Below are 21,969 nucleotides of genomic sequence, written 5' to 3'. Positions count from 1 at the left end.
GGCATCACTCCTTAAAGTTGTGTATAGCATGAACCTAAGGCTATCCCCTATTCGAGCTGGGGCACGTTCGTATACTATAAGGATAGCGTTATCATAACCTCATTTCAATTCTGTTTTCGCACTAGCGGGGCAGATCGGTTACAATATTTCTATCATTATTTCGACGTATAATTGGAGAAAGAGGGGAATCGGTGGATACTCGTAAGTATGATTCAATGATCAATGGATCTTTCGATAGGGAGCAGGCAATCATCGAGCTTCCTTCCGAAATGGGACTCTTTCAGCATCTGATCTTAAAGAATAACAGTAAAGCTGCGGGAGCAGGGGACTCAGGTGAGATGTTGATCCCGTTCGCCTTTGAGGAGACTCTTTGCAGGGATGTTGGAGCGGGTCTTGTTCCTCCTAGCCTACATCTATGGAGTCATTCTGGCGGTGTTGCGCTCGGCCTGCGAGACAGCAAGCTTCCGTACGCGGCTCAAGCGATGGCTATGCTGGAGCAGCAAGGGATTCGTACAGCCGTAAGGCATTCCGGTGGTGCTGCGGTGCCTCTGGATGATGGAATTGTTAATGTTTCGCTAGTTCTACCCAAAGGACGCGGAAAACTGGACTTTCATGATGATTTTAAGCTGCTGGCTTCTTTGATCACTGAAGCGGTTGCCATAAGTCATCCACAGGCCGCAGCGAACATTAAGGCAGGTGAAATCGTTGGTTCCTACTGTCCTGGTGATTTCGATCTGGCTATCGGTGGGCGTAAATTTTGCGGCATTGCCCAGCGCAGACAAAATAATGCCTATTTCGTACATGCATTTGTTGTTGTTTCAGGTTCAGGTCAGGAACGTGGCGAGCTCATTCATGATTTCTATGAGCAAGCCTCTGGAGGAGACTCGGCATTATCTTATCCACGGGTTCGGCCAGAGACGATAGCTGGACTTGGTGAACTAGGTGGACCTAATGCCACCGAAGTATTTGCCGAAGGCATTAGACAAGCATTAGCCCGCCGTGGAGTAGCGCTTAAAACCTCAGACAGGTTGCAGCAGGAAACCGGTTATGTCTTGGATTACGCGGATCCACGTATTCTGGAAGCTGCGCGAGTCCTGTATGAACGTTATTCCCAAGGTTAAAAGGATTTGAGTATAGATAACAAGGACGTAACGGAAATCTGGCGAGTGGCCAGCATCTGTAACGTCCTTTTTAATCATATAATTCCGGACGTCTGTCTGCGAAAATCGGAATCTGCACTCGAATTTCACGCACCTTATGTAAATCGATATCCCCCGTTAGGATTTCTTCCCCTTCAGAAGCTTCACATAAGATTTCTCCCCAAGGATCAATAATCATGGAATGTCCAGCGAAAATATTGGCAGGATCGCTACCTGCACGGTTGCAGGCCACCACATAACATTGGTTCTCGATGGCTCGGCTGATCAATAGCGCACGCCAATGGGATAACCTAGATAGCGGCCATTCTGCACTGATGAACAAGATTTCCGCGCCTTGCGCGGTATGGGCACGAACCCACTCTGGAAATCGGATGTCATAACAGATTAGCCCCGCACATAACGTACCTTCCAATAGGAAGAGTCCCTTTGCTTCTCCCGGTTGCAGATATAAATGTTCATCCATCAGTCGGAACAAATGCAGCTTACTGTATTCACCAACAAGCTCTCCAGATCGATTAAATACAAACATACTATTGGTTACACCGGAAGCCTGCCTACTAGCCACTGAACCAGCGATAATATTGATGCTGTATTGTTTAGCCAAGCTGGAGATGAACGCCTTCGTGATTTCTCCTTCTGGATCGGCAATGTCACCGAGCCGGGTTAAATCATAGCCGGTGGTCCAAAGCTCGGGGAGAATAAGGCAGTCGGGGGCTGTGGCAGCAGCTTCACATATTTTATGGGCTACGGCAGCATAATTCATAGTGGGATTGCCAAATGCTATATCCAGTTGAATCAGGGATATTCTCATAGGATTCCTCCTCTTTTGTTCAAGACTATAGCACCTCAGGGGGATAAGCAATGTTGATTTTTTTAAAATGATTTGATATATTAGTTGACGGGTCAATGATTATGAGTTAATATAATTTCATACAAAACAATTGCATGCAATTAAATTAGAAAGGAGGTATATTTTGACGGAGCATTATCCTGAGGAAGACCGCATATTTGAACTGCTGCAGGCATTGAACAAGGGAATCTGTCCGAAATTCGAACGATGTGCTGGGATCAGTCCCACACGGCTTCGCCTCCTGCATGAACTATTCCAGGTAGATGAAGTCAGCCAAATCACTCTGCAAAAGGGCATGGATATAGATGCGGCCGCCGTCACCCGGCACTTGAAGGGGATGGAAGAGAGCGGTACGATTACTCGCCGCAACAACCCAGTAGATAACAGGGTTACATTGGTCTCATTAACGGATCAAGGACGGGAAAGAATGATTCAATATAGCGAAGAGAAGAGGCGATTTGTCGCTACTCTGCTTACCGGATTTAACGATCAGGAGCGAGCAGTGCTCATAGATATGCTTAATCGTCTGCAATCTAATATCAATCTGTTGTAACTACACAAATTACACACTCAAAGGAGAAATACACATATGAACGCTACACAAACACAAACAAATGATTTTAAAGAGATTATTACGGGTCGCCGCTCTATCCGCAAATATGATCCATCCGTTAAAATCAGCAAAGAAGAGATGACACAGATTCTTACTGAAGCTACACTTGCTCCATCTTCTGTGAACATGCAGCCTTGGCGTTTTCTGGTCATTGAAAGTGACGAAGCGAAAGCTACTTTAGCCCCTCTTGCTAAATTTAATGGCGTACAAGTAGAAACCTCTGCAGCTATGATTGCCATTTTCGGTGATTTGAACAATTTCGACTATGCTGAGGAGATTTATGGTACAGCTGTTGAACGTGGACTAATGCCTGCTGAAGTAAAAGAGAATCAATTGGCTAGATTATCCGCTCACTTCGCAACTCTGCCACATGATGTTAATAAAGACACCGTACTGATTGATGGTGCTCTTGTTGCGATGCAATTGATGCTGGTTGCTCGTGCACATGGTTACGATACGAATCCAATTGGTGGTTATGAGAAAGATCAAATCGCCGAAGCGTTTGGCATGGAAAAAGATCGTTATGTTCCTGTAATGTTGCTTTCCATTGGTAAGGCTGTTGATGCAGGTTATCCATCTGTTCGCTTACCTATCGATAAGATTGCTGAGTGGAAATAATACTTTACACCTTAGGAGGAATATACAATGATCATTATCCATGCTGAACTCAAAGTGAATCCGGAACGTCGCGAACAGTTTTTGGCGGAGTCAAAAACACTGCTCACAGCTACTCACGCTGAAGAGGGAAATCTCTCTTACGAGCTGTATGAGAATGCTGGAGAAGCCAATTCATTTATTATGGTTGAGACATGGCGCGACGCTGAAGCGGTATCCAGCCACAATACGAGCCCTCACTTTACCGCGTTCTCAGCTAAAGCGAGTGAATTCTTGGCTGCGCCACTTGACGTAAAAGTATTTAGCGGAGAACAAGTGAAATAAGTGATTTCCATCTATGTGAATTCTATTTAAACTTAAACAGGGATGATCCATAGCCACAATGGTTACGGATCATCCCTGTTTTTTTATATTTCGTTCCATTGTCATGTATAATAATCGTTATAAATCATCAAGGTGGAGTATTTGCTATGAAAATCAAAATCACAAAAAATGGTATTAAAAAAGACGAGGTATTCTTTCGCGCAGATGTCGGCGAGGGCCGGGGGATCTGGTGCGGTGCTTCTGTGGACCCAGGGACAGAAACGGATGTGGAATTCGAGCTTTCGGAGCTGCTCATGAGATGGGTCGATGTCCTGCCTGTAGCTGCGAGTGAGTTCAATATCAGGTTAGAGGGAGATAAGGTTGTGTTTACAGGTGTGCTGGAGAATATTGAAGCAGACGGGACAGGATTGTTGCGAATGGGTGAAGATGTAGTAATGTTCGAATGTCTTGGCGAGCCTATGGCACTTGGCGTGTTTGTAGAATTACATGTTCGTGATGTGAACATCTATCCCTTTAATATTTGACGCTTCACAGGGACTAAGATAACATACAAAGATAACATTAGATTCAGAAGTAAAGCTATGAGGAGTAGAAGTCTATGAACACCGAAATTCAGCAATTTAAGACCGAATTCTTTAAGGCGTTGGCTCATCCGATGCGTATTCGAATTCTGGAGCTGCTTAGCGAAGGCGAGAAGAATGTGAATGAACTACAGGCGATTCTAGGTTCGGAAGGCTCTGCTGTATCTCAGCAGTTAGCTGTTTTGCGGGCCAAGAATGTAGTAGCCAGTGTAAAAGAAGGCACCACAGTGATCTATTCGTTACGTGATCCGCTGATTAAAGATCTTCTGGTCGTAGCGAAGCAAATATTTGATAATCATCTCGTGAATACCATTTCATTGCTGGAAGGCATGCGCGGCGAGTGAAAATGGCATAGATTAACGTTATTTTGGCGTTGACAATAGTCGCGTCCTAGAGTAATGTTCTTCTTATATTCAAATAATCAGATATTCAAAGAAAAGAAGGTTTGATCATGACAGGGTGGGGCCGGTATAAAGGCTACAACATGAATGCATTTCGCAAGGATTTGATTTCGGGGACAATCGTCGGTGTTATTGCCATTCCTTTGGGGATGGCATTTGCTATTGCTTCCGGTGTAAAACCGGAGTATGGAATTTATACAACGATAGTTGCCGGGATATGTATTTCATTGTTCGGAGGATCAAAATTTCAGATTGGTGGGCCGACAGGTGCATTTATTCCTATCTTGTTCGCCATTGCAATGGAGTATGGCTACGAGAATCTGCTTATAGCAGGGATGATGGCAGGGGTTATTCTACTCCTCATGGGATTATTAAAGCTGGGCGTACTGATTAAGTTTATTCCGAAGCCGGTTACGATTGGTTTCACAGCGGGAATAGCGGTCATTATCTTCACCGGACAGATTGCTAATTTCCTGGGGCTAAGGGATATAGAACGGCATGAGCGCTTTGTAGATAACATGAAAGAAATTGGGCTTCATCTATCGACGGTGAATGGCTACAGTATTCTGACCGCCGTGATTTGTCTTGTCGTGGTTATCCTTGCGATCCGATTCGCTCCGAAGGTGCCTGGATCCTTGGTAGGCCTTCTGTGCGCGACTGTGATTGCTGCGTTATTCTTTAGCGGTAAGGTGACTACAATTGGCTCTGCATATGGGGATATTCCTAATACATTACCAAGCTTCCACTTTCCGAATATTACATGGGAACGGATTACACTGCTGATTCGTCCGGCCTTCATCATCGCGATGCTAGGTGCCATTGAATCATTATTGTCAGCTGTCGTAGCTGATGGAATGACGGGCAGCCGCCATAACAGCAACCGTGAGCTGATCGGTCAAGGGATTGCGAATATTGTCGCTCCATTGTTCGGAGGGATACCGGCTACAGGTGCCATTGCTAGAACAGCGACAAATATCAAAAGCGGTGCTGTTTCTCCGATCTCAGGAATTGTTCACGGTGTAGTGGTGTTCCTAATTCTTCTGTTGTTTGCACCCTATGCTTCTAGTATTCCTCTGGCAGCGATGGCGCCTATTCTTATGGTAGTAGCTTGGAATATGAGTGAGCGCAAACAATTTCTTCATTTGCTGAAGATCAAGACCGGTGATTCATTGGTGTTATTTATCACCTTCTTATTAACGATATTTGCTGATTTAACGCTGGCTGTAGAGGTAGGATTGATTCTTGCGGTCATTCTGTTTGTGAAACGAATGGGAGAGGTTCATTTAGTAGCCAAAGTGCTGCCTGATCCAAATTCCGTTAAGGTTGAGGCACATATGGTTACGGAGAGTCATGATTGTCCGCAAATTGGAATTTATACGGTGGAGGGTCCGCTGTTTTTTGGCGCTGCTTATCGATTCGATGACACTATGCCAAGCTATGGCTCGGATCAACCCAGAATTATATTAATGCGGATGGGAAAAGTACCCTTCATGGATACAACGGGTGAATCTAATCTGGTAGAGCTGGTGCGGCATTTACAAGCTAGTGGAGGGAAATTGATGATTTCCAGTATTCAGCCGCAGCCACTTGAATTGCTCAAGAAAACTGGACTATATGACACCATAGGAGAGGCGCAATTTTATCGGCATACTGGTGAAGCGATTAATGAAGCACTTAACAGTATCAATTACAGCAAGTGCATCGGATGCAGTCATCACGCATTTAGGGAGTGTACTGCGTTCTCCTGTCTGGAGGATGCGGAGAGTCTGCGCGGCTTGAAGGGGCGTAAGAAGCCTATAGTTGCACCTGAACTAAATGGTGGTCTCTGAGTTGAATAGATAAGAGTTAGCCCGGGCGCTCCTGCGTCCGGGTTTTTCTGTTCAGATTGGACTTGGGAATGCCAAATTTGTACAATTGGGTATAAGTTAAATGAAAACTATATCGATAAGGAGAATATAAGCTCATGAAGGAATTAAATTATCCGAAGGTGTTTATGCTCTTGGCGGGTCTGTCTGTGGCGACATTGGCCGTATATCGTGTAGTGTCTCTTCAGACGGATTCGTTTTATGCTTTTTTAATCTGGAATTTGTTCTTGGCTTGGATTCCGTTCCTGTTCTCCATGGCTGCTTATGAACTGGATAAAAGGAAGATAGGCGGCTTACTGCTTGTTCCGCTAGGTATCGCTTGGCTGCTGTTCTTTCCCAACGCGCCTTATCTCATGACTGATCTGGTGCATTTAACGGTAAGAAAAAGCAGATATATCGTGGATGGCACGATTCAGAATCGGTATTGGTATGACTTGGTTACCCTTCTGTTATTCACTTGGAGCGGCTGGTTGACCGGGTTCTTCTCTTTATACCAGTTCCAGGCGGTTGTTTATCGCAAAACCAGCCTGCTGTTCTCTTGGGTATTCGTACTCGCAGCATGTGTGCTTGGAGGTTATGGAGTACTGCTTGGCCGAGTCTACAGGCTTAACAGCTGGGACGTACTGACGGACCGGCATCAGTTGTACCAACTAGTTATGGATAGCTTGAATCGACAGTCGGTATTTTTCAGCTTGTTCATTGCGTTTGTATTGCTGGTTATCTACGCTACGATGTACTGCTTGCTAAATGGTCTTGGAACCAGTGAAAGAGGAAGGGGCTCCAAGAGCATACGTGGTTAATCCATACCTTCCGGATCAAATTGGAATTGCTTCAGGTCTACAACACCCTTTTCATTAAAAATAATTCCTTCCTCCTGCAAAAAAAGCTTCTGGAGGGAGCTAGACTCATCTTCAGTCAAGGAGATCATTCCTTTGGCGTTGATGACCCGATGCCAGGGGAGCTTATATTTTCTACTCATGGAGTGAAGGATACGAACGACCTGCCTCGCGCCCCTTGGACTTCCCGCCGCGCGGGCAATGCCTCCATAGGTCATCACTTTACCTTCAGGTATGGATTGTATGATACGTATCACTTGTTCCGTAAATGGTGTCATAGTGAGCTCCTATCTCTTATTTTCATCAAATTATACCAGATGAGTACTACAATCTTAAACCATCAACAAGGCCGCTGCTTAAGCGGCTTTTTTATATTTAACAGATGAAGCTCAATCTCCGCTCGCTAAGAAGTTGATCCCTTTTCAGCATAATTTTGGTGGATATTTTTTAGAGAGACGGGGGATAATTTCTATGAAACCTATTGTGACAGGAGTGACTACTATGGAGAAACAGACAGCAGGAGATAACAGCGAAGCTTCTCAAAAAAATACGACGTCTGGGCAGACTCCAAGTACGTCACTAGATGAAATGATGAACCTGTTTCGGCAAATATTCAAGGATGATGGAACCCTTAGAATCAGAGTGCTAAATAATGAGTTCCGTGCAGATCTTCGCTTCGGGTTAGTTAGCGTTGATGGGATGGTTGACAAGCATATGATTCAGGAGGGTGTTATTAAGCCATTGATGGCTTTTGACTTCACCAGAATGGAGTATGGCAACACAGCGGAGCTAGTGGAGAAGATTCGGACGCAGGTTATTAACGTTTCGGATGTAGTTGCTTCTACAGATTTGGATGAAATGATCAGTGCGATTATAGCTGGTAAGACTTTATTGCTGCTGGACGGCTATGCGGGTGTGCTCAATATTAATGCGCAAGGCTGGGCGACAAAAGCGATTACGGACCCAGTGACCGAGAAAAGTGTTTATGGTCCGCGGGAAGGATTTACAGAATCGCTGCTAGTTAACTTGACCCAAATCCGCCGAAGATTGCAAGATCCGGATCTGAAGTTCATTTTTAGCCCGATGGGATCACGTTCCAAAACACAGGTATGCATCTGCTATATAGAAAGCCTGGCATCACCAAGTATTGTTAAAGAATTGCAAGATCGACTTAAGCAGGTTGATATAGACCTTATTCTGGATACGTCATATCTTTCGGAATTAATAAGAGACGAACCCTTTTCACCCTTTGAAATGACAGGAAGCACAGAACGCCCGGATTCCCTAGTTAGTAAAATGATGGAGGGTAGAGTGGCCTTGCTTATAGAAGGCAGTCCGTATGCGATGACCGTACCTTATCTATTTGTGGAAAATTTCCAAGCAAGCTCTGATTATTATATTAACTATTATTTTGGTTCTTTTAACCGAATGCTAAGAATAATTGGAGCTTTTTTGTCTCTTAGTATACCTGCTCTTTATGTGGCCTTGGTTACCTACAGTCAGGAGATGATACCTACCCAATTATTGCTAAGCATTGCTACTTCGAGAGTAGCGGTCCCCTTTCCGACAGTAGTAGAGGCGGTGTTCATGTTAACTATATTTGAAATCCTAAGAGAGGCAGGAGAACGGATTCCTACCTATATTGGACAAGCAATCAGCATCGTAGGGGCTCTTGTGTTGGGACAGGCGGCCGTAGAAGCCAGATTAGTGAGTGCTCCGATGATTATTGTAGTCGGCTTAACCGGAATTATGACGCTGCTCAATCCTAAATTGACGGGCCCATTAATTGTAGTAAGGGCACTTCTGCTAATTGCAAGCTTTATGCTAGGAGTTTACGGGTACTTTCTCGGGATGCTCGGGCTTGTTATTCATTTGATGAGTCTGCGTTCCTTTGGGGTATCATACATGCTTGGGATAGGCTCTATCCGTCCACAGGATATTAAAGATACAGCGATTAGGGCACCATGGTGGCATATGTATCTGCGTCCAGCGATGATCGGGGCACGGAACAGGAAGAGAAAAGGGACCAATAAAATAGAGAGAAGGCCATGAACATGCTGAAAAAGGTAATCCTGGTCTTTATAACTCTGATCCTTCTTATAAGTGTAACTGGTTGTTGGAACTACTCTGAAGTGGATGAGATATCGATTGTAGCTGGGGTGGGGATTGATAAGGGGAAGAAAGAGGGGGAAATAGCGGTAACCGTTGAGATTGTGGATACGAAGGAAGGATCGCAATCAGAACAGACCGGATTTAAGATGCTAACCCTTTCTGGGAAGACGATATTTGATATCGTGCGAGGAATGATCTCCATTACAGGAAAAAAATTATTTTGGAGTCATTCTAAAGTAATTGTACTTAGTGAAGAGATAGCCCGGGAAGGGGTTATCAAAGTGATTGATTGGTATAACAGAGATACAGAAACAAGGTCAGATGTATTCATATTTGTGTCTAAGGAGAAGACGGCTCAGGAAGTCATTAGTCTAAGCAGTGTAACGGAAAGTATTATGGCCTATGCGCTTGCGCAACAGATGAGATCTGAGCACAATACCAGTACGGCTCCCGTCGTGGAAATTTGGGACTTCATTGATAAGCTGGAGGCTTCTGGTGAATTTGCAATAGCTCCGCTTATCTATATTTATGAAGAAAATAAGACGAAAAATGCTCGGGTAAGTGGGACAGCTATATTCAGAATGGATAAAATGGTTGGCACGATTAGCGGTGAAGAAACGAAATATATGCTCTTTACTAAAGATCAAATCCAGGGTGGGGTGCTACCCTTAAATGATGAACAAGGAAAACCTGCCTTTTCGCTTGAGATTCTGTCTAATAAAACAAAAGTAAAGCCTATATGGAACGATGGCAAATTGCAAATGCAAATTAACACAGAAACGCAAGTCGGACTGGATGAGGTAATGGCTCCGGAAGAATTCAATAATATTGGTAGCAAGGAAATCCTTGAGAAGCGTGCCGGAAAGGAATTACAGCAACGGATGCTCTCCGTTATCCATAGGGTTCAGCAGGATTATCATGCCGATGTTTTTGGGTTTGGAGAGCTTGTGCATGAGAGAATGCCGCAAACCTGGAAGAAAGTTAAGGAAAACTGGGGACAGGAATTCTCCGAATTGGACGTCGTTGTAAATTCCAAAGTGATTATTAAGAGCAGTGGGCAAACCAATAGATCTATCCAGACTCATTAAAAATAGGTGATGAAGTGGTTGTAATCGTAATTCTTGTCTATGTGGTTATCGTATTGCTCGATCCTTACGGACTGTTAAAGCAGGGGATGAAGCGGGATTTTTGGGTCTGTTCATTCTTATGTCTAGTTTCATTTGTCATTGCTGTTGCATTGTCCATGAAGTGGTCGATTCCTAGCCCATCTCCACTGATTGAAAATTTGATCAAGAAGCTATTTTAGGGAACATGCGTAAAGGAGAAGTGTATGAATAAGGAGATCATTCCTGTAGGGCATATGATTAGCGTTACGGTTTTGTTTTTTGTGGGAACTTCCATATTTATGGGCTTGCCAGGACAATCCGGTAACAGCAAGTGGATCGCTCTACTTTTTGCCATGGTACTTGCAGTTCCTCTTCTGCTGATATACGCAAGACTTCATGTTCTTTTTCCGGGTAAGGATCTGTTTGATATGCTGATCGTTGTATTTGGTAGCGTTCTCGGGCGAATGATCTCCTGTCTCTATATTTGGTATGCATTCCATCTGGGGGCACTGGCTCTCAGGGTCTTTGGAGAATTCAGTAGATTGATCGCCCTGACCGAAACACCGATGCTTGTTCCTATGCTATGTGTTGGGTTATTGTGCATTTGGGTGGTTAAGGCAGGGATTGAGGTGCTGGGAAGAAGCGCGAAGCTTCTGCTTCTATTTACGATAGCTGTGAATTTGATTATTTTCATATTATCTACTTCAAAGCTGGAATATCATCACATACTCCCTTTAGTTGATAAAGGCTGGTATTCGGTGTTTAGCGATACTCTGGGTACGTCTTCTGTTATATTCGCAGAGGGTATAATAATTCTGGGGGCATTTAGTACTATATCTAACAAAGCCACAGGTAAGAAAATATTATTTGGTGGTGTACTGATTTCTGGGATGATTATTCTTTCGGCTACGCTACGTAATCTATTGATGCTCGGTCCTGAAGTAGTGTCCAGTCTGAATTTCCCCTCTTATGTGTCTGCGAGTCGTATTAATGTAGGTGATTTTCTATCAAGAATTGAGGCTTCCACGGCTGTTGTATTTGTAATCACAACCTTCATAAAAGCAAGCTTATGTCTGTATGTAGCTAGCAGTGGATTAGCTAAAGTATTTAAATTAAAAAGCTATCGCTCCGTCGTGCTTCAGCTAGGACTGCTCATGATTTATTTTGCCGATTTTGTGTACAAGGACATGATGGAAATGCAGTATTTTTACTACAATATTTATAAATTCTACGCCTTTCCATTTCAGGTGATTATTCCACTGGCATTATGGATTTGCGCTGAGATTATGGTTAGTAGAAGTAAAAGTAAGCAGATAGCCTCATAGCAATAGACCTACTTTCGACTGTTCCTGATCTCTAGTTGAGATTAGGAATTCTTTGGTTTTAAAACTAAACATAAGTTAGCTATAATGATAGATACATAGAATGATTGTTGTAGAAGAGAGGGAAACATGGATGAACGTCAGCAATATCATGATGTCCTCTTATTGGGGTAGAGAGGTTAGACATAAATATATTACTCAAGGATCCAAGACACTGGCTGTTATTTTTCCAGGGAAAAATTATTCGGCTGAGCGCCCCCTGCTAGATTATGCGGCCAAAACAGCCCGGGAGCATAATTGCGACGTCCTGCTGCTTGAGTATGGCTATCAGAGTGCGAGAGTAGGGTTTAAGCGTGATGAAATGATTATTCTTATTCAGGAATGTAAGGCGGCCATTGCTTCTCTTCCTGAATACAAAAAAATACTATTTATCAGCAAAAGCGTCGGTGCGGTCATCGCAGGGAGAATTGCAGAAGAGCTGCAAATACAGAAAAAGACGTCTCATCTTTATATCACACCGTTGCCTGAGGCGGTGCCGCTGATTCAGCAGAGTCGTGGTACTGTAATGTATGGCGGATGCGATCCTTTATTTAGTGAACAGCATTCCGGTGAAATTAGTGGGCTCCAGCATTTAAAGGTGTATAGAATCGATGATGCTAATCATAACCTTGAGGTAGGGCAGGTCAACGAGTCACTAGCGATCCTGCTTGTAATTATTAATTTTTATCATGAATTTTTCCGTGATGCTTTAAATACATAACCTTTGGAGGACTGCTGATTATGATTTTGGAAGCTGCGATGCTGCAAGTGAAGCCTGGTTTGACTACTGAATTTGAAAAAAGCTTCAAGGAGGCATCAAGCTTAATCTCCTCCATAGAAGGCTATATGGGGCATGAACTCCAACATTGCTTGGAGGATGATCATAAGTATTTGCTGCTTGTGAAGTGGAGAACGCTTGAAGATCACACTGTTGGCTTCAGAGAATCCAGCCAGTATCAGGAATGGAAGGCACTGCTTCACCATTACTACGATCCATTTCCGGTAGTTGAACATTTTACCCGTATTAATCTGGACTAAATGGAGGAAGCCGAGTGAAAGCGAAGCTTGTCGGGAAAGGCAGGACAGCGGAGATTTGGGAGCATGAGGATCAGAGGATTCTTAAGCTGTACCTAGAGGATGTTTCAGAGCAGAACATTAGCCGAGAATTTAAAATCAGCCAGTTTGTGCACTCGCAGGGCATTCGGACACCGCAGCCTTTTGGACTCATTTATGAACAGACAAGACAAGGTATCGTATTTCAACAAATCCAAGGTCCCTCTCTTTTAAAAGTAATGGGTGAGAAGCCTTGGAAAGTTAGTAAGTATGCCAGAATGATGGCGGGGCTTCACTTTGATTTGCATAGGCTTGAAATTACCGAGGAGATCGGACAGCAGAAGGATATGTTAAAGTGGAATATCATGGGGGCTCCTATGCTTAGTGAAGATGAGAAGTCAGTCATTCTGAGCTATCTGGAGAAGTTACCGGAAGGAACTCATTTATGCCATGGAGATTTCCATCCTGACAATGTACTCATGGACGATCAGCTCTGGGTTATCGATTGGATGACTGGCGTGGTGGGAGAACCAGCAGGCGATGCTGCGCGATCTGTAGTGATGTTCAGTATGGGAGCCATGCCCCCTGAAGCCTCAGTCTTATCGAGAATGATGATAGGTTTTATTAGAAAAAAATTAACCAAGGGATATATTCGGGAGTATCTCCGTTTATCAGGACACACCTATGAGGATGTAGACCGCTGGATTCTGCCGATCGCTGCCGCGCGTCTGGTGGAATGGCTTCCGCCTTCTGAGAAGGAGCTGTTAGTAAAAGAAGTTCGTAAACGTCTGCAGGCCTTAACCTTAAGCCAAAATTGATCCTGACAAGAAAACGGAGGTGTGTTCATGACTACCTATATAGCCCTGCTGCGTGGCATTAACGTTGGCGGCAACAAAATCATTAAGATGCAGGATCTGAAGACGATGTTCCAGTCGATTGGCTTTCAAAATGTGCGTACTTACATTCAGAGCGGAAATGTCCTATTTGAAAGTGATGAGGAATCGAAAAGTCTGCTGAGCGGAGTCATTGAACGCCAGATTCAAGAGGTTTTTGGTTTTGATGTCTCTGTTATCATTCGTACACTGGCTGAGTTAGAGAACACGATTGCTAACAATCCCTTTCAGCTATCAGAACCAGAAGATTTCAAAAGATGGTATGTCTCTTTTCTGCCAGCTGAACCTTCAGCCGAAGCACTGGACAAGCTCCGCATTTATGAGGAGGGTCCGGATAAAATACGTTTTGTCGGCAGAGAGATGTATGTGTTATATGAGGTCAGCGTGAGCCAATCGCCGCTTTTCAAGGTTCCTTTTGACAAAATACTGGGTATGTCTATTACAGCACGCAACTGGAATACGGTGAATAAGCTCGTTGCTATGGGTAGGCTAGAATAGCCTATTTTTGATGGGGATTTGAACGGAAAGGCTCCACATTTGTGGGGCTTTTTTTGCGTTCCGGCAGCTTTATTTATTCAGCAAACATTCAGCGTGCACTCATTGAGAGTTAAGGTAGGGGTGAAATAATACACCTACGGAAAGATTGAGCCGGGGGCACAGAACTGCCGGAATATAGAACGATCAAAGGATAGGAGTGAATGTAGATGAGTGGAGTCAAAAAAATAAGCTCGGATCTTATACTGTGGCTCATTTTAATACTTGCTGCTTTTTTGTATGGTTATGGGGTTTGGAATGACCACTATGTGAATACATACTACACCACCGCAGTGGGGAGTATGCTGCAGAACTTTCATAATTTCTTCTTCGCGTCCCTCGACTCCGCGGGTTCGGTAACGGTGGATAAACCACCAGTCACCTTTTGGATTCAGACGCTTAGTGCACTCATCTTCGGGCTGCATGGCTGGAGTGTGATTTTGCCACAGGCACTTGGTGGAGTCGGTTCGGTGTTACTTGTATATCTGCTGGTAAAGCCTACCTTCGGTAGAGCGGCAGCACGTTTAGCGGCTCTGGCCATGGCTACAACTCCGGTAGCAGCCGCTGTCAGTCGGACGAATAATATTGATGCGCTGCTTGTATTCACCCTTCTGCTCGCGGTTTGGTTTCTATTTAAAGGGACGAAGAGCAACAAGCTGGGCAGTCTTCTAACCGCATTCGCGTTAATCGGTGTAGGGTTTAACGAGAAGATGCTGCAGGCATATATGGTTCTACCGGCGTTTTATCTCTTTTATATTTTGGCTGCCAAAGTGAACTGGAAGCGGAAGACGGGAGTATTGGCAGCCTCCACAGCAATATTGCTTGTAGTTTCCTTGTCCTGGGCAGTGATTGTGGATTCGATTCCCGCCAGCAAACGACCTTATATCGGCAGTAGCGGTACTAATTCCGTGCTGAATCTGGCCTTTGGTTATAATGGTGTCGCACGTTTGACGGGCGATCGTGGGACAGGCGGTGGCGGAGGTGGAATGCCGGGAGCGAATGGTGAGATGCCGACAATGAACGGTGAGATGCCGAACATGAATGGCGAGATGCCCGCTATGAATGGGGCAGGAGGTAATAATGGCACTGATGGTGGACGTGGAGCATCTTCGGGTCAGCAAGACCCAAACTCGACCTCGAATAGCCAGACTGGTGCCGATGATGGAGGTTCACCAGGTCAACCACCTGGTGGAGCTGACAGTCAAGGTCGGCAATTTGGCGGTGACGAGGACGGACGAGGAAATCGCGGTGGCATGAATGGTGGCGGTGGCGGCGGCGGCGGAATGTTCAATACAGGAACAGCAGGTCCGCTTCGTCTGTTCCAATCAGAGCTGTCAGGGCAGGCTAGCTGGTTGTTGCCTTTCGTATTGTTAGGCTGCATTGGATTATTCGCCAATCTGCGGAGAAAGAACCTTACCCAAGCTCATAAGGAAGCTCTCTTCTGGTTAGCATGGCTGGTGCCCGTTATGGGATTTTTCAGTATCGCAGGGTTCTTCCATCAATATTATCTGGTCATGATGGCTCCTCCGATTGCAGCGTTAGTCGGTGCAGGATGGTCAAAGCTGTGGACGCTATATCGCGAGCACTCTGGTTGGCTGTCTTGGCTATTGCCAGCGGCAACACTAGTTACAGCAGGTTTCCAGTGGTACATTGTTCATCCTTATGACGATACGATTGGTAGTGGCTGGTCCATTTGTATTTTAGCTGCAGGAATAGTGGTTTCACTGGCACTGGTAGTTCTTAAAGGCAAGAAGAAGTCTTTCATTTATGCGACAAGCGTTGCAGCAGTACTAGTATTGTTAATTGGGCCTCTCTATTGGGCAGCTACCCCCATTACTTATGGGCTGAATAGTCAAACCCCTGAAGCAGGACCGAGCAGTAGTGAAGGTAAAGGGGGAATGGGCGGCAATTCAAGCAATTTTGGACGTAATAGCGCCACAAGTGCGAATGAAAGCCTGTTGTCCTATTTGGAGGAGAACAATACTGGGGAGCCTTATCTGTTTGCTACGTTGGATTATGGCACAGCAGCTCCTTATATCGTTGACAAGGGTGCATCGGTTGTTATTCTGAACGGATTTTCTAGCTCAGACACAGTGTATACCACAGATACCCTAAAGGCGTTAGTTGAGAGTGGAAAGGTGAAATACTTCCTGATGGGCAGCGGTGGTATGGGTGGCGGACGTGGGGGTAGCTCGGAATTGACGACTTGGATCACGGAAAATGGTACGGAGGTTCCAACAGCTGATTGGGCTGGAAGCAACGCAGGAAACAGCGGGACGTTATACAAAGTTACTTTAAACTAGGCAAGTATTAATAAATGAGGCGTGTTATCAGATGGATCTGGCGCGCTTCATTATTCAAATTTAAGGAGGAGCTGCTCATGAGCACCAACGTGCGCTATTCCATTATTATACCGATGTTTAACGAAGAGGCGGTTATTCAGGAGACGTATCGACGGCTCAAAAAAGTAATGGGTTTAACAAATGAAGTGTATGAGCTGATCTTCGTGAATGACGGCAGCACAGACAATTGTGCCCAGATGATTGAGGAATATAGCTACTGGGATGAGAGTGTGAAGCTGATCGATTTGTCTCGTAACTTTGGACATCAGATCGCTATTACTGCCGGAATGGATTATGCCCTAGGAGATGCAGTCGTTATTATTGATGCCGATTTGCAAGATCCGCCAGAGCTGATTCTGGACATGATTGCGGAATGGAAGCAGGGTTATGAAGTTGTTTATGCAAAACGGGTAAAGCGAAACGGAGAGTCCTTATTCAAAAAGTGGACGGCCAGCCTTTTTTATAGAGTGCTGCGTTATTCAACCGATATTTCAATCCCTGTAGATACGGGTGATTTTCGGCTCATAGATCGTAAAGTATGTGAACAGCTCAAGCGTCTTCCAGAGAAAAATCGGTTCGTACGCGGTCTAGTCAGCTGGGTCGGTTTTCGCCAAAAAGCCATTGAATATGAACGCGATGAACGGCTCGCAGGAGAGACTAAATATCCACTGAAACGTATGATCAAGCTCTCCCTGGACGGAATTACTTCCTTCTCATATAAGCCGCTGAAGCTGGCAGGATATCTGGGAGTACTGCTATCCGCTTCTGGTTTCTTGTACTTGATGTATGTGTTATATCTGGTGATCTTTACGGATTCAGTCGTTAAGGGCTGGGCATCGATGATTGGAATCACAGTGACCTTTAATGGGTTTGTACTGATTATGTTAGGGATTCTGGGTGAGTATGTCGGCCGGATTTATGATGAGACCAAGGGACGTCCGCTCTATATTGTCCAAGAGTTCTATGGGGGCAAGGAGGAGCAGAGCGTTCGCGAGCATCAAGCTGCAAATCATTAGTAACTGTAAGGGAGGGATTCATAGTGAAGATTAGAAAAGCGGTTATTCCCGCCGCGGGCTTAGGCACTCGGTTCCTGCCTGCAACTAAGGCTCAGCCGAAGGAAATGCTGCCTATTGTGGATAAGCCGGCGATTCAATATATCGTAGAAGAAGCTGTTCGATCTGGCATTGAGAGCATCATCATCGTGACCGGCCGAACAAGAAGTCGATTGAAGATCATTTCGATAAATCAGTGGAACTGGAACAGACGCTTTTGGAAAAAGGAAAAGAGGAGCTGCTTCGTGAAGTTCAAGCGATTAGTGAGCTGGCCAGCATTCATTACATTAGGCAAAAAGAGCCGCTTGGGCTAGGTCACGCCATCCTTTGTGCGGAACAGTTCATCGGAAATGAGCCCTTCGCTGTTCTGCTCGGCGACGATATCATGATCTCAGAGGACCCGGCGCTGCTGCAAATGATGAGATTGTATGAGCAAGAGGAGCAGACCATTGTCGGTGTACAGCAGGTGCCGCGGCAGGAGGTTCAAAAATACGGGATTATCTCATCCAGCGGTTCTCTACAAGGAGTCCATGAAGTAAAAGGCTTGGTGGAGAAGCCCTCTCCTGAAACTGCACCTTCAGAGAATGCTATTATGGGACGTTACATTTTGGAGCCTTCGATATTTTCGATCCTGGCTAAGCTCAAACGTGGAACAGGTGGCGAATATCAACTGACCGATGCTTTGCATGAGGTGTGCCGTAATGAAGGTCTACTGGCGCTGGATTTGATCGGACAACGTTATGATATTGGCGATAAATTCGGCTATATCCAAGCTACACTGGAGGTCGGGCTGATGCGTGAGGAGTTACGTCCATTACTAGTTCCGTATTTGCAGAAGCTGGCTGCTAGACTGAGGGAAAGTGAAGAAGTGGAGGCCTTGCCTTGGGGTACACGCTAGGGATTGAAGGAGACTGTTCCAAACGACCATAACATCGTCATGCGGCGGTGAGATTAGGTTGGTTTGGAGCAGTTTTTTTGCGTATGGTGATTAAGAGGGGGCACTGGGATGAACAAATAAGTGTACTTTATACAATTAAAAAGCGCATCAACCTGCTACGTATCGACTTAATTGCACTTGATACACTTATTTCATCATAAACCTTCGGAAATACTCTTTCCGACTGTTTTTAGTTGCACAAACTACACTTAAAAGGAGTTCAGGAGTGCTAATGGTTGAAATAGCTGCACCAAGTGCAGTTATATTTTTCGGTATAAAAAAATCCGGAGAACTGATTCCTAAGAATCGTCCCCGGATTTATGTTTTCAGTCATTGATTAAGCTTTTAGCACATCATGATCCACGTAACGAGCACCATTTAACTCGCTAATCACATTAATCGCTACCTTCGCGCCATCGCCTGCCGTAATAATGGCATGTACACTTACTCCGGCAACGGTACCTGCAGCCCAAATGCCTTCAATATTTGTTTTGCCTTCTGGATTAACAGCGACTACTGTTTTGATTCTTGGCTCGGTACCATCCTTAGTCTCCACGCCAGCTTTAGCGGCTAGATCCGTAAGGGCACCTGTTGCAAGAATTACGTGTTTCGCTTCATAAATGATTCCGTCTTCGGTTTCAATAACAAATCCGTTGCCGCTGGAGGTGAGGCTGATCGCCTGTTCTGCTACCAGTTCAGCGCCAAATTTGATGGCTTGCTTATGTCCGGTTTCTACGAGATCAGGACCGCCTACTTCGGAAATTCCATAAAAGTTCTCAAACCACCCTCTGCGGGTCATGCCCTTATCATTGTCGATCAGCAGCGTTTTTTTGCCCGCCTTGGCGGCGAATAGAGCTGAGCTTGCACCGGCAGGGCCGGCTCCAATTACGGCGATTTCGTACATTTTTTGACCTCCTAAAAGTTTTGCGGAGCGATGCTCCTTAGAATGGACAACATAGCAAAACTACTTCGTAAGCATGGGCTTAAGTTTTGTGAAGCAAAACTCGCATCGTAAGCATAGACTTAAGTCTATCACCTATTATACCGTTTGTTAGTCTCTCTTGGCTAATCCTTCCTCACAAGGAAGTGTAACCCTGAAGGTTGTTCCCTCACCGAGTGTGCTGCTTACACTGATCTTGCCGTGATGTGCCTCCACGATAGACTTGGTAATAGAAAGGCCCAGACCAGATCCACCGTACTTACGCGTACGAGAGGAGTCACTGCGGTAGAAGCGATCGAATATATGTGGGATATGCTCTGCTGAAATCCCGCAACCGTTGTCCCGCACCGTTAGAACTGCTTCATTTCCTCTAGCATGTAAAGAGAGATGAATGGTACCAAACTCTATATCCGTATGCTGAACCGCATTGTGAAACAGATTCAGAATCACCTGTTTGATCTTATTAGGTTCATATTTACCACGGATGCCATACGAGATATCAAAAGTAACCTTGCGGTGATCCGCCAACAAGAGCAGATGTGGCTTCATTTCAGAAATAACCTCTCCGAGCAGCAGGTCCGTCATATGCAGTTGGGGGGCACCGTCCATCCGAGCGAGCAGCAGTAAATCCTCCACCAGCTTGTTGATCCGTTTCGATTCGCCATGCATGCTACGCAATGAATTGTATAACTGTTCCTTGTTGTCCGCGGCGCCCCGCAGTAAGACCTCCAGGAAACCATGGATCGAGGTCAGTGGAGTTCTCAGCTCGTGAGAAGCATCGGCAGCGAAGCGCCTCATCTGTTCCTTGGCTTCCCGTTCATTATGAAAGGATATTTCTAGGCGCTCGAGCATACCATTGAATGAATGAGCCAGCTTGTCGATCTCAGTCTGTCCTTGGTTAATTGGAAACCGGATATCCAGATTACCGGCATCAATGATCTCGGCGGACTCTCCCATATTAGAAAGAGGGACCAGCGTCTTACGAAGGGCAGGCAAGTATAGGAAGAAGCCAGCCAATAAAGCAATCACTGACAAGCCTGCGTAGATCATCAATTGCTGCAAGATGACATCCTTTAACGGTCCTGTATCCACACTCATCTGTAGCAGCAATCTAGTATTTCCAGGTCGATAGAGGTTTACGAATATGGCTAGATGTTCAGTGCCATCTTGTGACTCTATAAGCTTGTAATTTCCTGTTGTTCTATCCGTGGTATGAATGAGTAGATTATTGTATTGCGTATTCGTCAATCTAGGCGCGGCTGAATCAGATAACGTTAATTGCTGTAAATCCCGGAAGGTGCCATCCGAGCTGTAAATGGCAATGGTCGTATGAGCATCCAGCAAGAGGGGGCGTCTATTCTCGCCGGTACGCAGATTGTTCGGCATTTTATTCTCGCCATTTCTTTCCCCTGGCAGATTACCACTATGCTCAGTGTTTGCCTCGTTCATACTTGTTGTGTCCTCGTCATAGGAATTGAAAAAGTTAAAAAACATTTCACGGGGAACAGAACGTATTTGCGCTTCCATAGACTCCGCTCTATTGCTGTATATGAAATCCCGCATGAGTATATATTGTAATATCCCGATTAGCAGCAGCAATCCTGATAGAATGAGCAGCGAAATCGCTAGTAGCTGCTTCCGTAGGGAACGGGGTGCAGGCAGCTTATGAAACCATTGAGAGATGCGCGTACTCATAAATCCACCCGGTAGCCTGCTCCCCGCAGGGTACGGATAATACGGTGCTCCTTATCCCCAAGCTTCTCGCGAAGCGAACGGATATAGACCTCAACGATATTTTCCTCACCGCCAAAATCATAGCCCCAGACCTTATCAAGAATCATTGGCTTACTTAGTACAAGGCCATGATTAATAACGAGATACTGTAGTAACTCGTATTCCGTGGGGGAGAGTTCAAGCACTTCTTCCTTGAAGCGAATTTCTTTTCGACGGCTATCAATGCGGAACGGACCGCAGCGGACCTCGCCTAGCAGACCCGGAAACTGATTGCGTAGCCGCGCTTGAATTCTGGCAAGCAATTCGTCAAAGCTGAAGGGCTTGACCATATAATCGTCAGCACCAATAGTGAGTCCCTTGACTCGATCGTCCACTTCATCCTTTGCAGTTAGCATAATGACGGCTATTTCCGTCTCTTCCGAGCGCAGGTAATGACATAACTCGAATCCATCCATGCCGGGCATCATGACATCTAGGATGGCTACATGTGGCTTGAACTCAGCAGCGACTGAGATGGCTGTGATTCCGTCGGGTGCGGTTCTGACTTCAAATCCTTCGTTAAGGAGACCCAGCTCCAGAAATTGCAATATATGAGGCTCATCATCTACGAGCAGTAGTCTAACGCCTTGAGCTGCTTTCATCATAGGTACCTCCAAATCA

The 21,969-nt window shown here is 45.2% G+C and carries 23 protein-coding genes and 1 pseudogene; 19 read left to right on the top strand and 5 right to left on the bottom strand.

What is annotated here, in order from left to right; translation table 11 throughout:
• Positions 1–191: 191 nt before the first annotated feature.
• Positions 192–1,121 (top strand): hypothetical protein, encoded by a 930-nt coding sequence (locus NSS67_RS31715; RefSeq protein ID WP_339317745.1) that lies wholly within the window; start codon positions 192–194, stop codon positions 1,119–1,121.
• A 70-nt stretch (positions 1,122–1,191) separates the two neighbouring features.
• Here the strand turns inward: NSS67_RS31715 and NSS67_RS31710 are convergent, their stop codons facing one another.
• A complete protein-coding gene (locus NSS67_RS31710) occupies positions 1,192–1,971 on the bottom strand; it encodes a carbon-nitrogen family hydrolase (RefSeq protein ID WP_339317744.1) in 780 nt (259 codons plus the stop codon).
• Positions 1,972–2,134: 163 nt separating this feature from the next.
• On the opposite strand from NSS67_RS31710, the gene NSS67_RS31705 reads away from it, so the two are divergent.
• The 7 genes from NSS67_RS31705 (at position 2,135) to NSS67_RS31675 (ending at position 7,209) form a co-directional block, all read left to right on the top strand.
• Entirely contained in the window at positions 2,135–2,563 is a 429-nt protein-coding gene (locus NSS67_RS31705) for a MarR family winged helix-turn-helix transcriptional regulator (RefSeq protein ID WP_339317743.1), read from the top strand.
• Positions 2,564–2,599: 36 nt separating this feature from the next.
• Entirely contained in the window at positions 2,600–3,241 is a 642-nt protein-coding gene (locus NSS67_RS31700; RefSeq protein ID WP_339317742.1) for a nitroreductase family protein, read from the top strand.
• Positions 3,242–3,268: 27 nt separating this feature from the next.
• Positions 3,269–3,562, top strand: coding sequence for a putative quinol monooxygenase (locus tag NSS67_RS31695; protein WP_339317741.1), 294 nt, complete (start codon positions 3,269–3,271; stop codon positions 3,560–3,562).
• A gap of 146 nt (positions 3,563–3,708) precedes the next feature.
• A complete protein-coding gene (locus NSS67_RS31690) occupies positions 3,709–4,086 on the top strand; it encodes a hypothetical protein (RefSeq protein ID WP_339317740.1) in 378 nt (125 codons plus the stop codon).
• 74 nt (positions 4,087–4,160) lie between these two features.
• Positions 4,161–4,487: a metalloregulator ArsR/SmtB family transcription factor gene (locus tag NSS67_RS31685; RefSeq protein ID WP_042123860.1), complete on the top strand. Its 327-nt coding sequence runs from the start codon at positions 4,161–4,163 to the stop codon at positions 4,485–4,487.
• A 107-nt stretch (positions 4,488–4,594) separates the two neighbouring features.
• Positions 4,595–6,373 carry a sulfate permease gene (sulP, locus tag NSS67_RS31680; RefSeq protein WP_339317739.1) on the top strand — a complete coding sequence of 593 codons (1,779 nt, stop codon included), beginning with the start codon at positions 4,595–4,597 and terminating at the stop codon, positions 6,371–6,373.
• 134 nt (positions 6,374–6,507) lie between these two features.
• A complete protein-coding gene (locus NSS67_RS31675; protein ID WP_339317738.1) occupies positions 6,508–7,209 on the top strand; it encodes a DUF1361 domain-containing protein in 702 nt (233 codons plus the stop codon).
• Here the strand turns inward: NSS67_RS31675 and NSS67_RS31670 are convergent.
• Positions 7,206–7,523, bottom strand: a complete 318-nt coding sequence (locus NSS67_RS31670; RefSeq protein WP_339317737.1) for an MGMT family protein — start codon at positions 7,521–7,523, stop codon at positions 7,206–7,208. The genes NSS67_RS31675 and NSS67_RS31670 overlap by 4 nt on opposite strands.
• 193 nt (positions 7,524–7,716) lie before the next feature.
• On the opposite strand from NSS67_RS31670, the gene NSS67_RS31665 reads away from it, so the two are divergent.
• The 11 genes and pseudogenes from NSS67_RS31665 to galU all read left to right on the top strand — a co-directional run bounded on the left by NSS67_RS31665 (position 7,717) and on the right by galU (position 18,596).
• Positions 7,717–9,297, top strand: coding sequence for a spore germination protein (locus NSS67_RS31665; RefSeq protein ID WP_339317736.1), 1,581 nt, complete (start codon positions 7,717–7,719; stop codon positions 9,295–9,297).
• 2 nt (positions 9,298–9,299) lie between these two features.
• Entirely contained in the window at positions 9,300–10,445 is a 1,146-nt protein-coding gene (locus tag NSS67_RS31660; protein WP_339317735.1) for a Ger(x)C family spore germination protein, read from the top strand.
• A 14-nt stretch (positions 10,446–10,459) separates the two neighbouring features.
• Positions 10,460–10,663, top strand: a complete 204-nt coding sequence (locus NSS67_RS31655) for a hypothetical protein (RefSeq protein ID WP_339317734.1) — start codon at positions 10,460–10,462, stop codon at positions 10,661–10,663.
• Between the two features lie 24 nt (positions 10,664–10,687).
• Entirely contained in the window at positions 10,688–11,788 is a 1,101-nt protein-coding gene (locus NSS67_RS31650) for an endospore germination permease (RefSeq protein WP_339317733.1), read from the top strand.
• Positions 11,789–11,918: 130 nt separating this feature from the next.
• Positions 11,919–12,545 carry a hypothetical protein gene (locus NSS67_RS31645; protein ID WP_339317732.1) on the top strand — a complete coding sequence of 209 codons (627 nt, stop codon included), beginning with the start codon at positions 11,919–11,921 and terminating at the stop codon, positions 12,543–12,545.
• 20 nt (positions 12,546–12,565) lie between these two features.
• Positions 12,566–12,862, top strand: coding sequence for an antibiotic biosynthesis monooxygenase (locus NSS67_RS31640; protein WP_339317731.1), 297 nt, complete (start codon positions 12,566–12,568; stop codon positions 12,860–12,862).
• Between the two features lie 14 nt (positions 12,863–12,876).
• Positions 12,877–13,695, top strand: coding sequence for an aminoglycoside phosphotransferase family protein (locus NSS67_RS31635; protein ID WP_339317730.1), 819 nt, complete (start codon positions 12,877–12,879; stop codon positions 13,693–13,695).
• 27 nt (positions 13,696–13,722) lie between these two features.
• On the top strand, positions 13,723–14,268 hold the full coding sequence (locus tag NSS67_RS31630; protein WP_339317729.1) for a DUF1697 domain-containing protein: 546 nt from the start codon (positions 13,723–13,725) through the stop codon (positions 14,266–14,268).
• A gap of 206 nt (positions 14,269–14,474) precedes the next feature.
• The gene (locus tag NSS67_RS31625) at positions 14,475–16,607 is read left to right on the top strand and encodes a glycosyltransferase family 39 protein (RefSeq protein WP_339317728.1); all 2,133 of its coding nucleotides are present in this window, start codon (positions 14,475–14,477) and stop codon (positions 16,605–16,607) included.
• Positions 16,608–16,684: 77 nt separating this feature from the next.
• On the top strand, positions 16,685–17,662 hold the full coding sequence (locus tag NSS67_RS31620; RefSeq protein WP_339317727.1) for a glycosyltransferase family 2 protein: 978 nt from the start codon (positions 16,685–16,687) through the stop codon (positions 17,660–17,662).
• Between the two features lie 20 nt (positions 17,663–17,682).
• Positions 17,683–18,596: pseudogene (gene galU / locus NSS67_RS31615) on the top strand (UTP--glucose-1-phosphate uridylyltransferase GalU).
• 376 nt (positions 18,597–18,972) lie between these two features.
• Here the strand turns inward: galU and NSS67_RS31610 are convergent.
• From NSS67_RS31610 to NSS67_RS31600, 3 genes are all read right to left on the bottom strand, one after another.
• Positions 18,973–19,539, bottom strand: a complete 567-nt coding sequence (locus tag NSS67_RS31610; RefSeq protein ID WP_339317726.1) for an FAD-dependent oxidoreductase — start codon at positions 19,537–19,539, stop codon at positions 18,973–18,975.
• Positions 19,540–19,686: 147 nt separating this feature from the next.
• Positions 19,687–21,270, bottom strand: a complete 1,584-nt coding sequence (locus tag NSS67_RS31605) for a HAMP domain-containing sensor histidine kinase (protein WP_339317725.1) — start codon at positions 21,268–21,270, stop codon at positions 19,687–19,689.
• Positions 21,267–21,950 carry a response regulator transcription factor gene (locus NSS67_RS31600; protein WP_042123896.1) on the bottom strand — a complete coding sequence of 228 codons (684 nt, stop codon included), beginning with the start codon at positions 21,948–21,950 and terminating at the stop codon, positions 21,267–21,269. Before NSS67_RS31600 ends, NSS67_RS31605 begins: the two co-directional genes overlap by 4 nt.
• Between the last annotated feature and the right edge of the window lie 19 nt (positions 21,951–21,969).

It is taken from the genome of Paenibacillus sp. FSL R10-2734, from assembly GCF_037963865.1.
Taxonomy (GTDB): Bacteria; Bacillota; Bacilli; order Paenibacillales; family Paenibacillaceae; genus Paenibacillus_AQ.
Note: the sequence above shows the minus strand (reverse complement) of the source record. Positions and strands in the feature narration are given on the sequence as shown.

Coding starts and splice junctions, on each gene's coding strand:
- NSS67_RS31710 (WP_339317744.1), bottom strand. CDS start 1,971: ATGAGAATATCCCTGATTCAACTGGATATAGCATTTGGCAATCCCACT.
- NSS67_RS31700 (WP_339317742.1), top strand. CDS start 2,600: ATGAACGCTACACAAACACAAACAAATGATTTTAAAGAGATTATTACG.
- NSS67_RS31695 (WP_339317741.1), top strand. CDS start 3,269: ATGATCATTATCCATGCTGAACTCAAAGTGAATCCGGAACGTCGCGAA.
- NSS67_RS31690 (WP_339317740.1), top strand. CDS start 3,709: ATGAAAATCAAAATCACAAAAAATGGTATTAAAAAAGACGAGGTATTC.
- NSS67_RS31685 (WP_042123860.1), top strand. CDS start 4,161: ATGAACACCGAAATTCAGCAATTTAAGACCGAATTCTTTAAGGCGTTG.
- sulP (WP_339317739.1), top strand. CDS start 4,595: ATGACAGGGTGGGGCCGGTATAAAGGCTACAACATGAATGCATTTCGC.
- NSS67_RS31675 (WP_339317738.1), top strand. CDS start 6,508: ATGAAGGAATTAAATTATCCGAAGGTGTTTATGCTCTTGGCGGGTCTG.
- NSS67_RS31670 (WP_339317737.1), bottom strand. CDS start 7,523: ATGACACCATTTACGGAACAAGTGATACGTATCATACAATCCATACCT.
- NSS67_RS31665 (WP_339317736.1), top strand. CDS start 7,717: ATGAAACCTATTGTGACAGGAGTGACTACTATGGAGAAACAGACAGCA.
- NSS67_RS31660 (WP_339317735.1), top strand. CDS start 9,300: ATGCTGAAAAAGGTAATCCTGGTCTTTATAACTCTGATCCTTCTTATA.
- NSS67_RS31650 (WP_339317733.1), top strand. CDS start 10,688: ATGAATAAGGAGATCATTCCTGTAGGGCATATGATTAGCGTTACGGTT.
- NSS67_RS31645 (WP_339317732.1), top strand. CDS start 11,919: ATGAACGTCAGCAATATCATGATGTCCTCTTATTGGGGTAGAGAGGTT.
- NSS67_RS31640 (WP_339317731.1), top strand. CDS start 12,566: ATGATTTTGGAAGCTGCGATGCTGCAAGTGAAGCCTGGTTTGACTACT.
- NSS67_RS31630 (WP_339317729.1), top strand. CDS start 13,723: ATGACTACCTATATAGCCCTGCTGCGTGGCATTAACGTTGGCGGCAAC.
- NSS67_RS31625 (WP_339317728.1), top strand. CDS start 14,475: ATGAGTGGAGTCAAAAAAATAAGCTCGGATCTTATACTGTGGCTCATT.
- NSS67_RS31620 (WP_339317727.1), top strand. CDS start 16,685: ATGAGCACCAACGTGCGCTATTCCATTATTATACCGATGTTTAACGAA.
- NSS67_RS31610 (WP_339317726.1), bottom strand. CDS start 19,539: ATGTACGAAATCGCCGTAATTGGAGCCGGCCCTGCCGGTGCAAGCTCA.
- NSS67_RS31605 (WP_339317725.1), bottom strand. CDS start 21,270: ATGAGTACGCGCATCTCTCAATGGTTTCATAAGCTGCCTGCACCCCGT.
- NSS67_RS31600 (WP_042123896.1), bottom strand. CDS start 21,950: ATGAAAGCAGCTCAAGGCGTTAGACTACTGCTCGTAGATGATGAGCCT.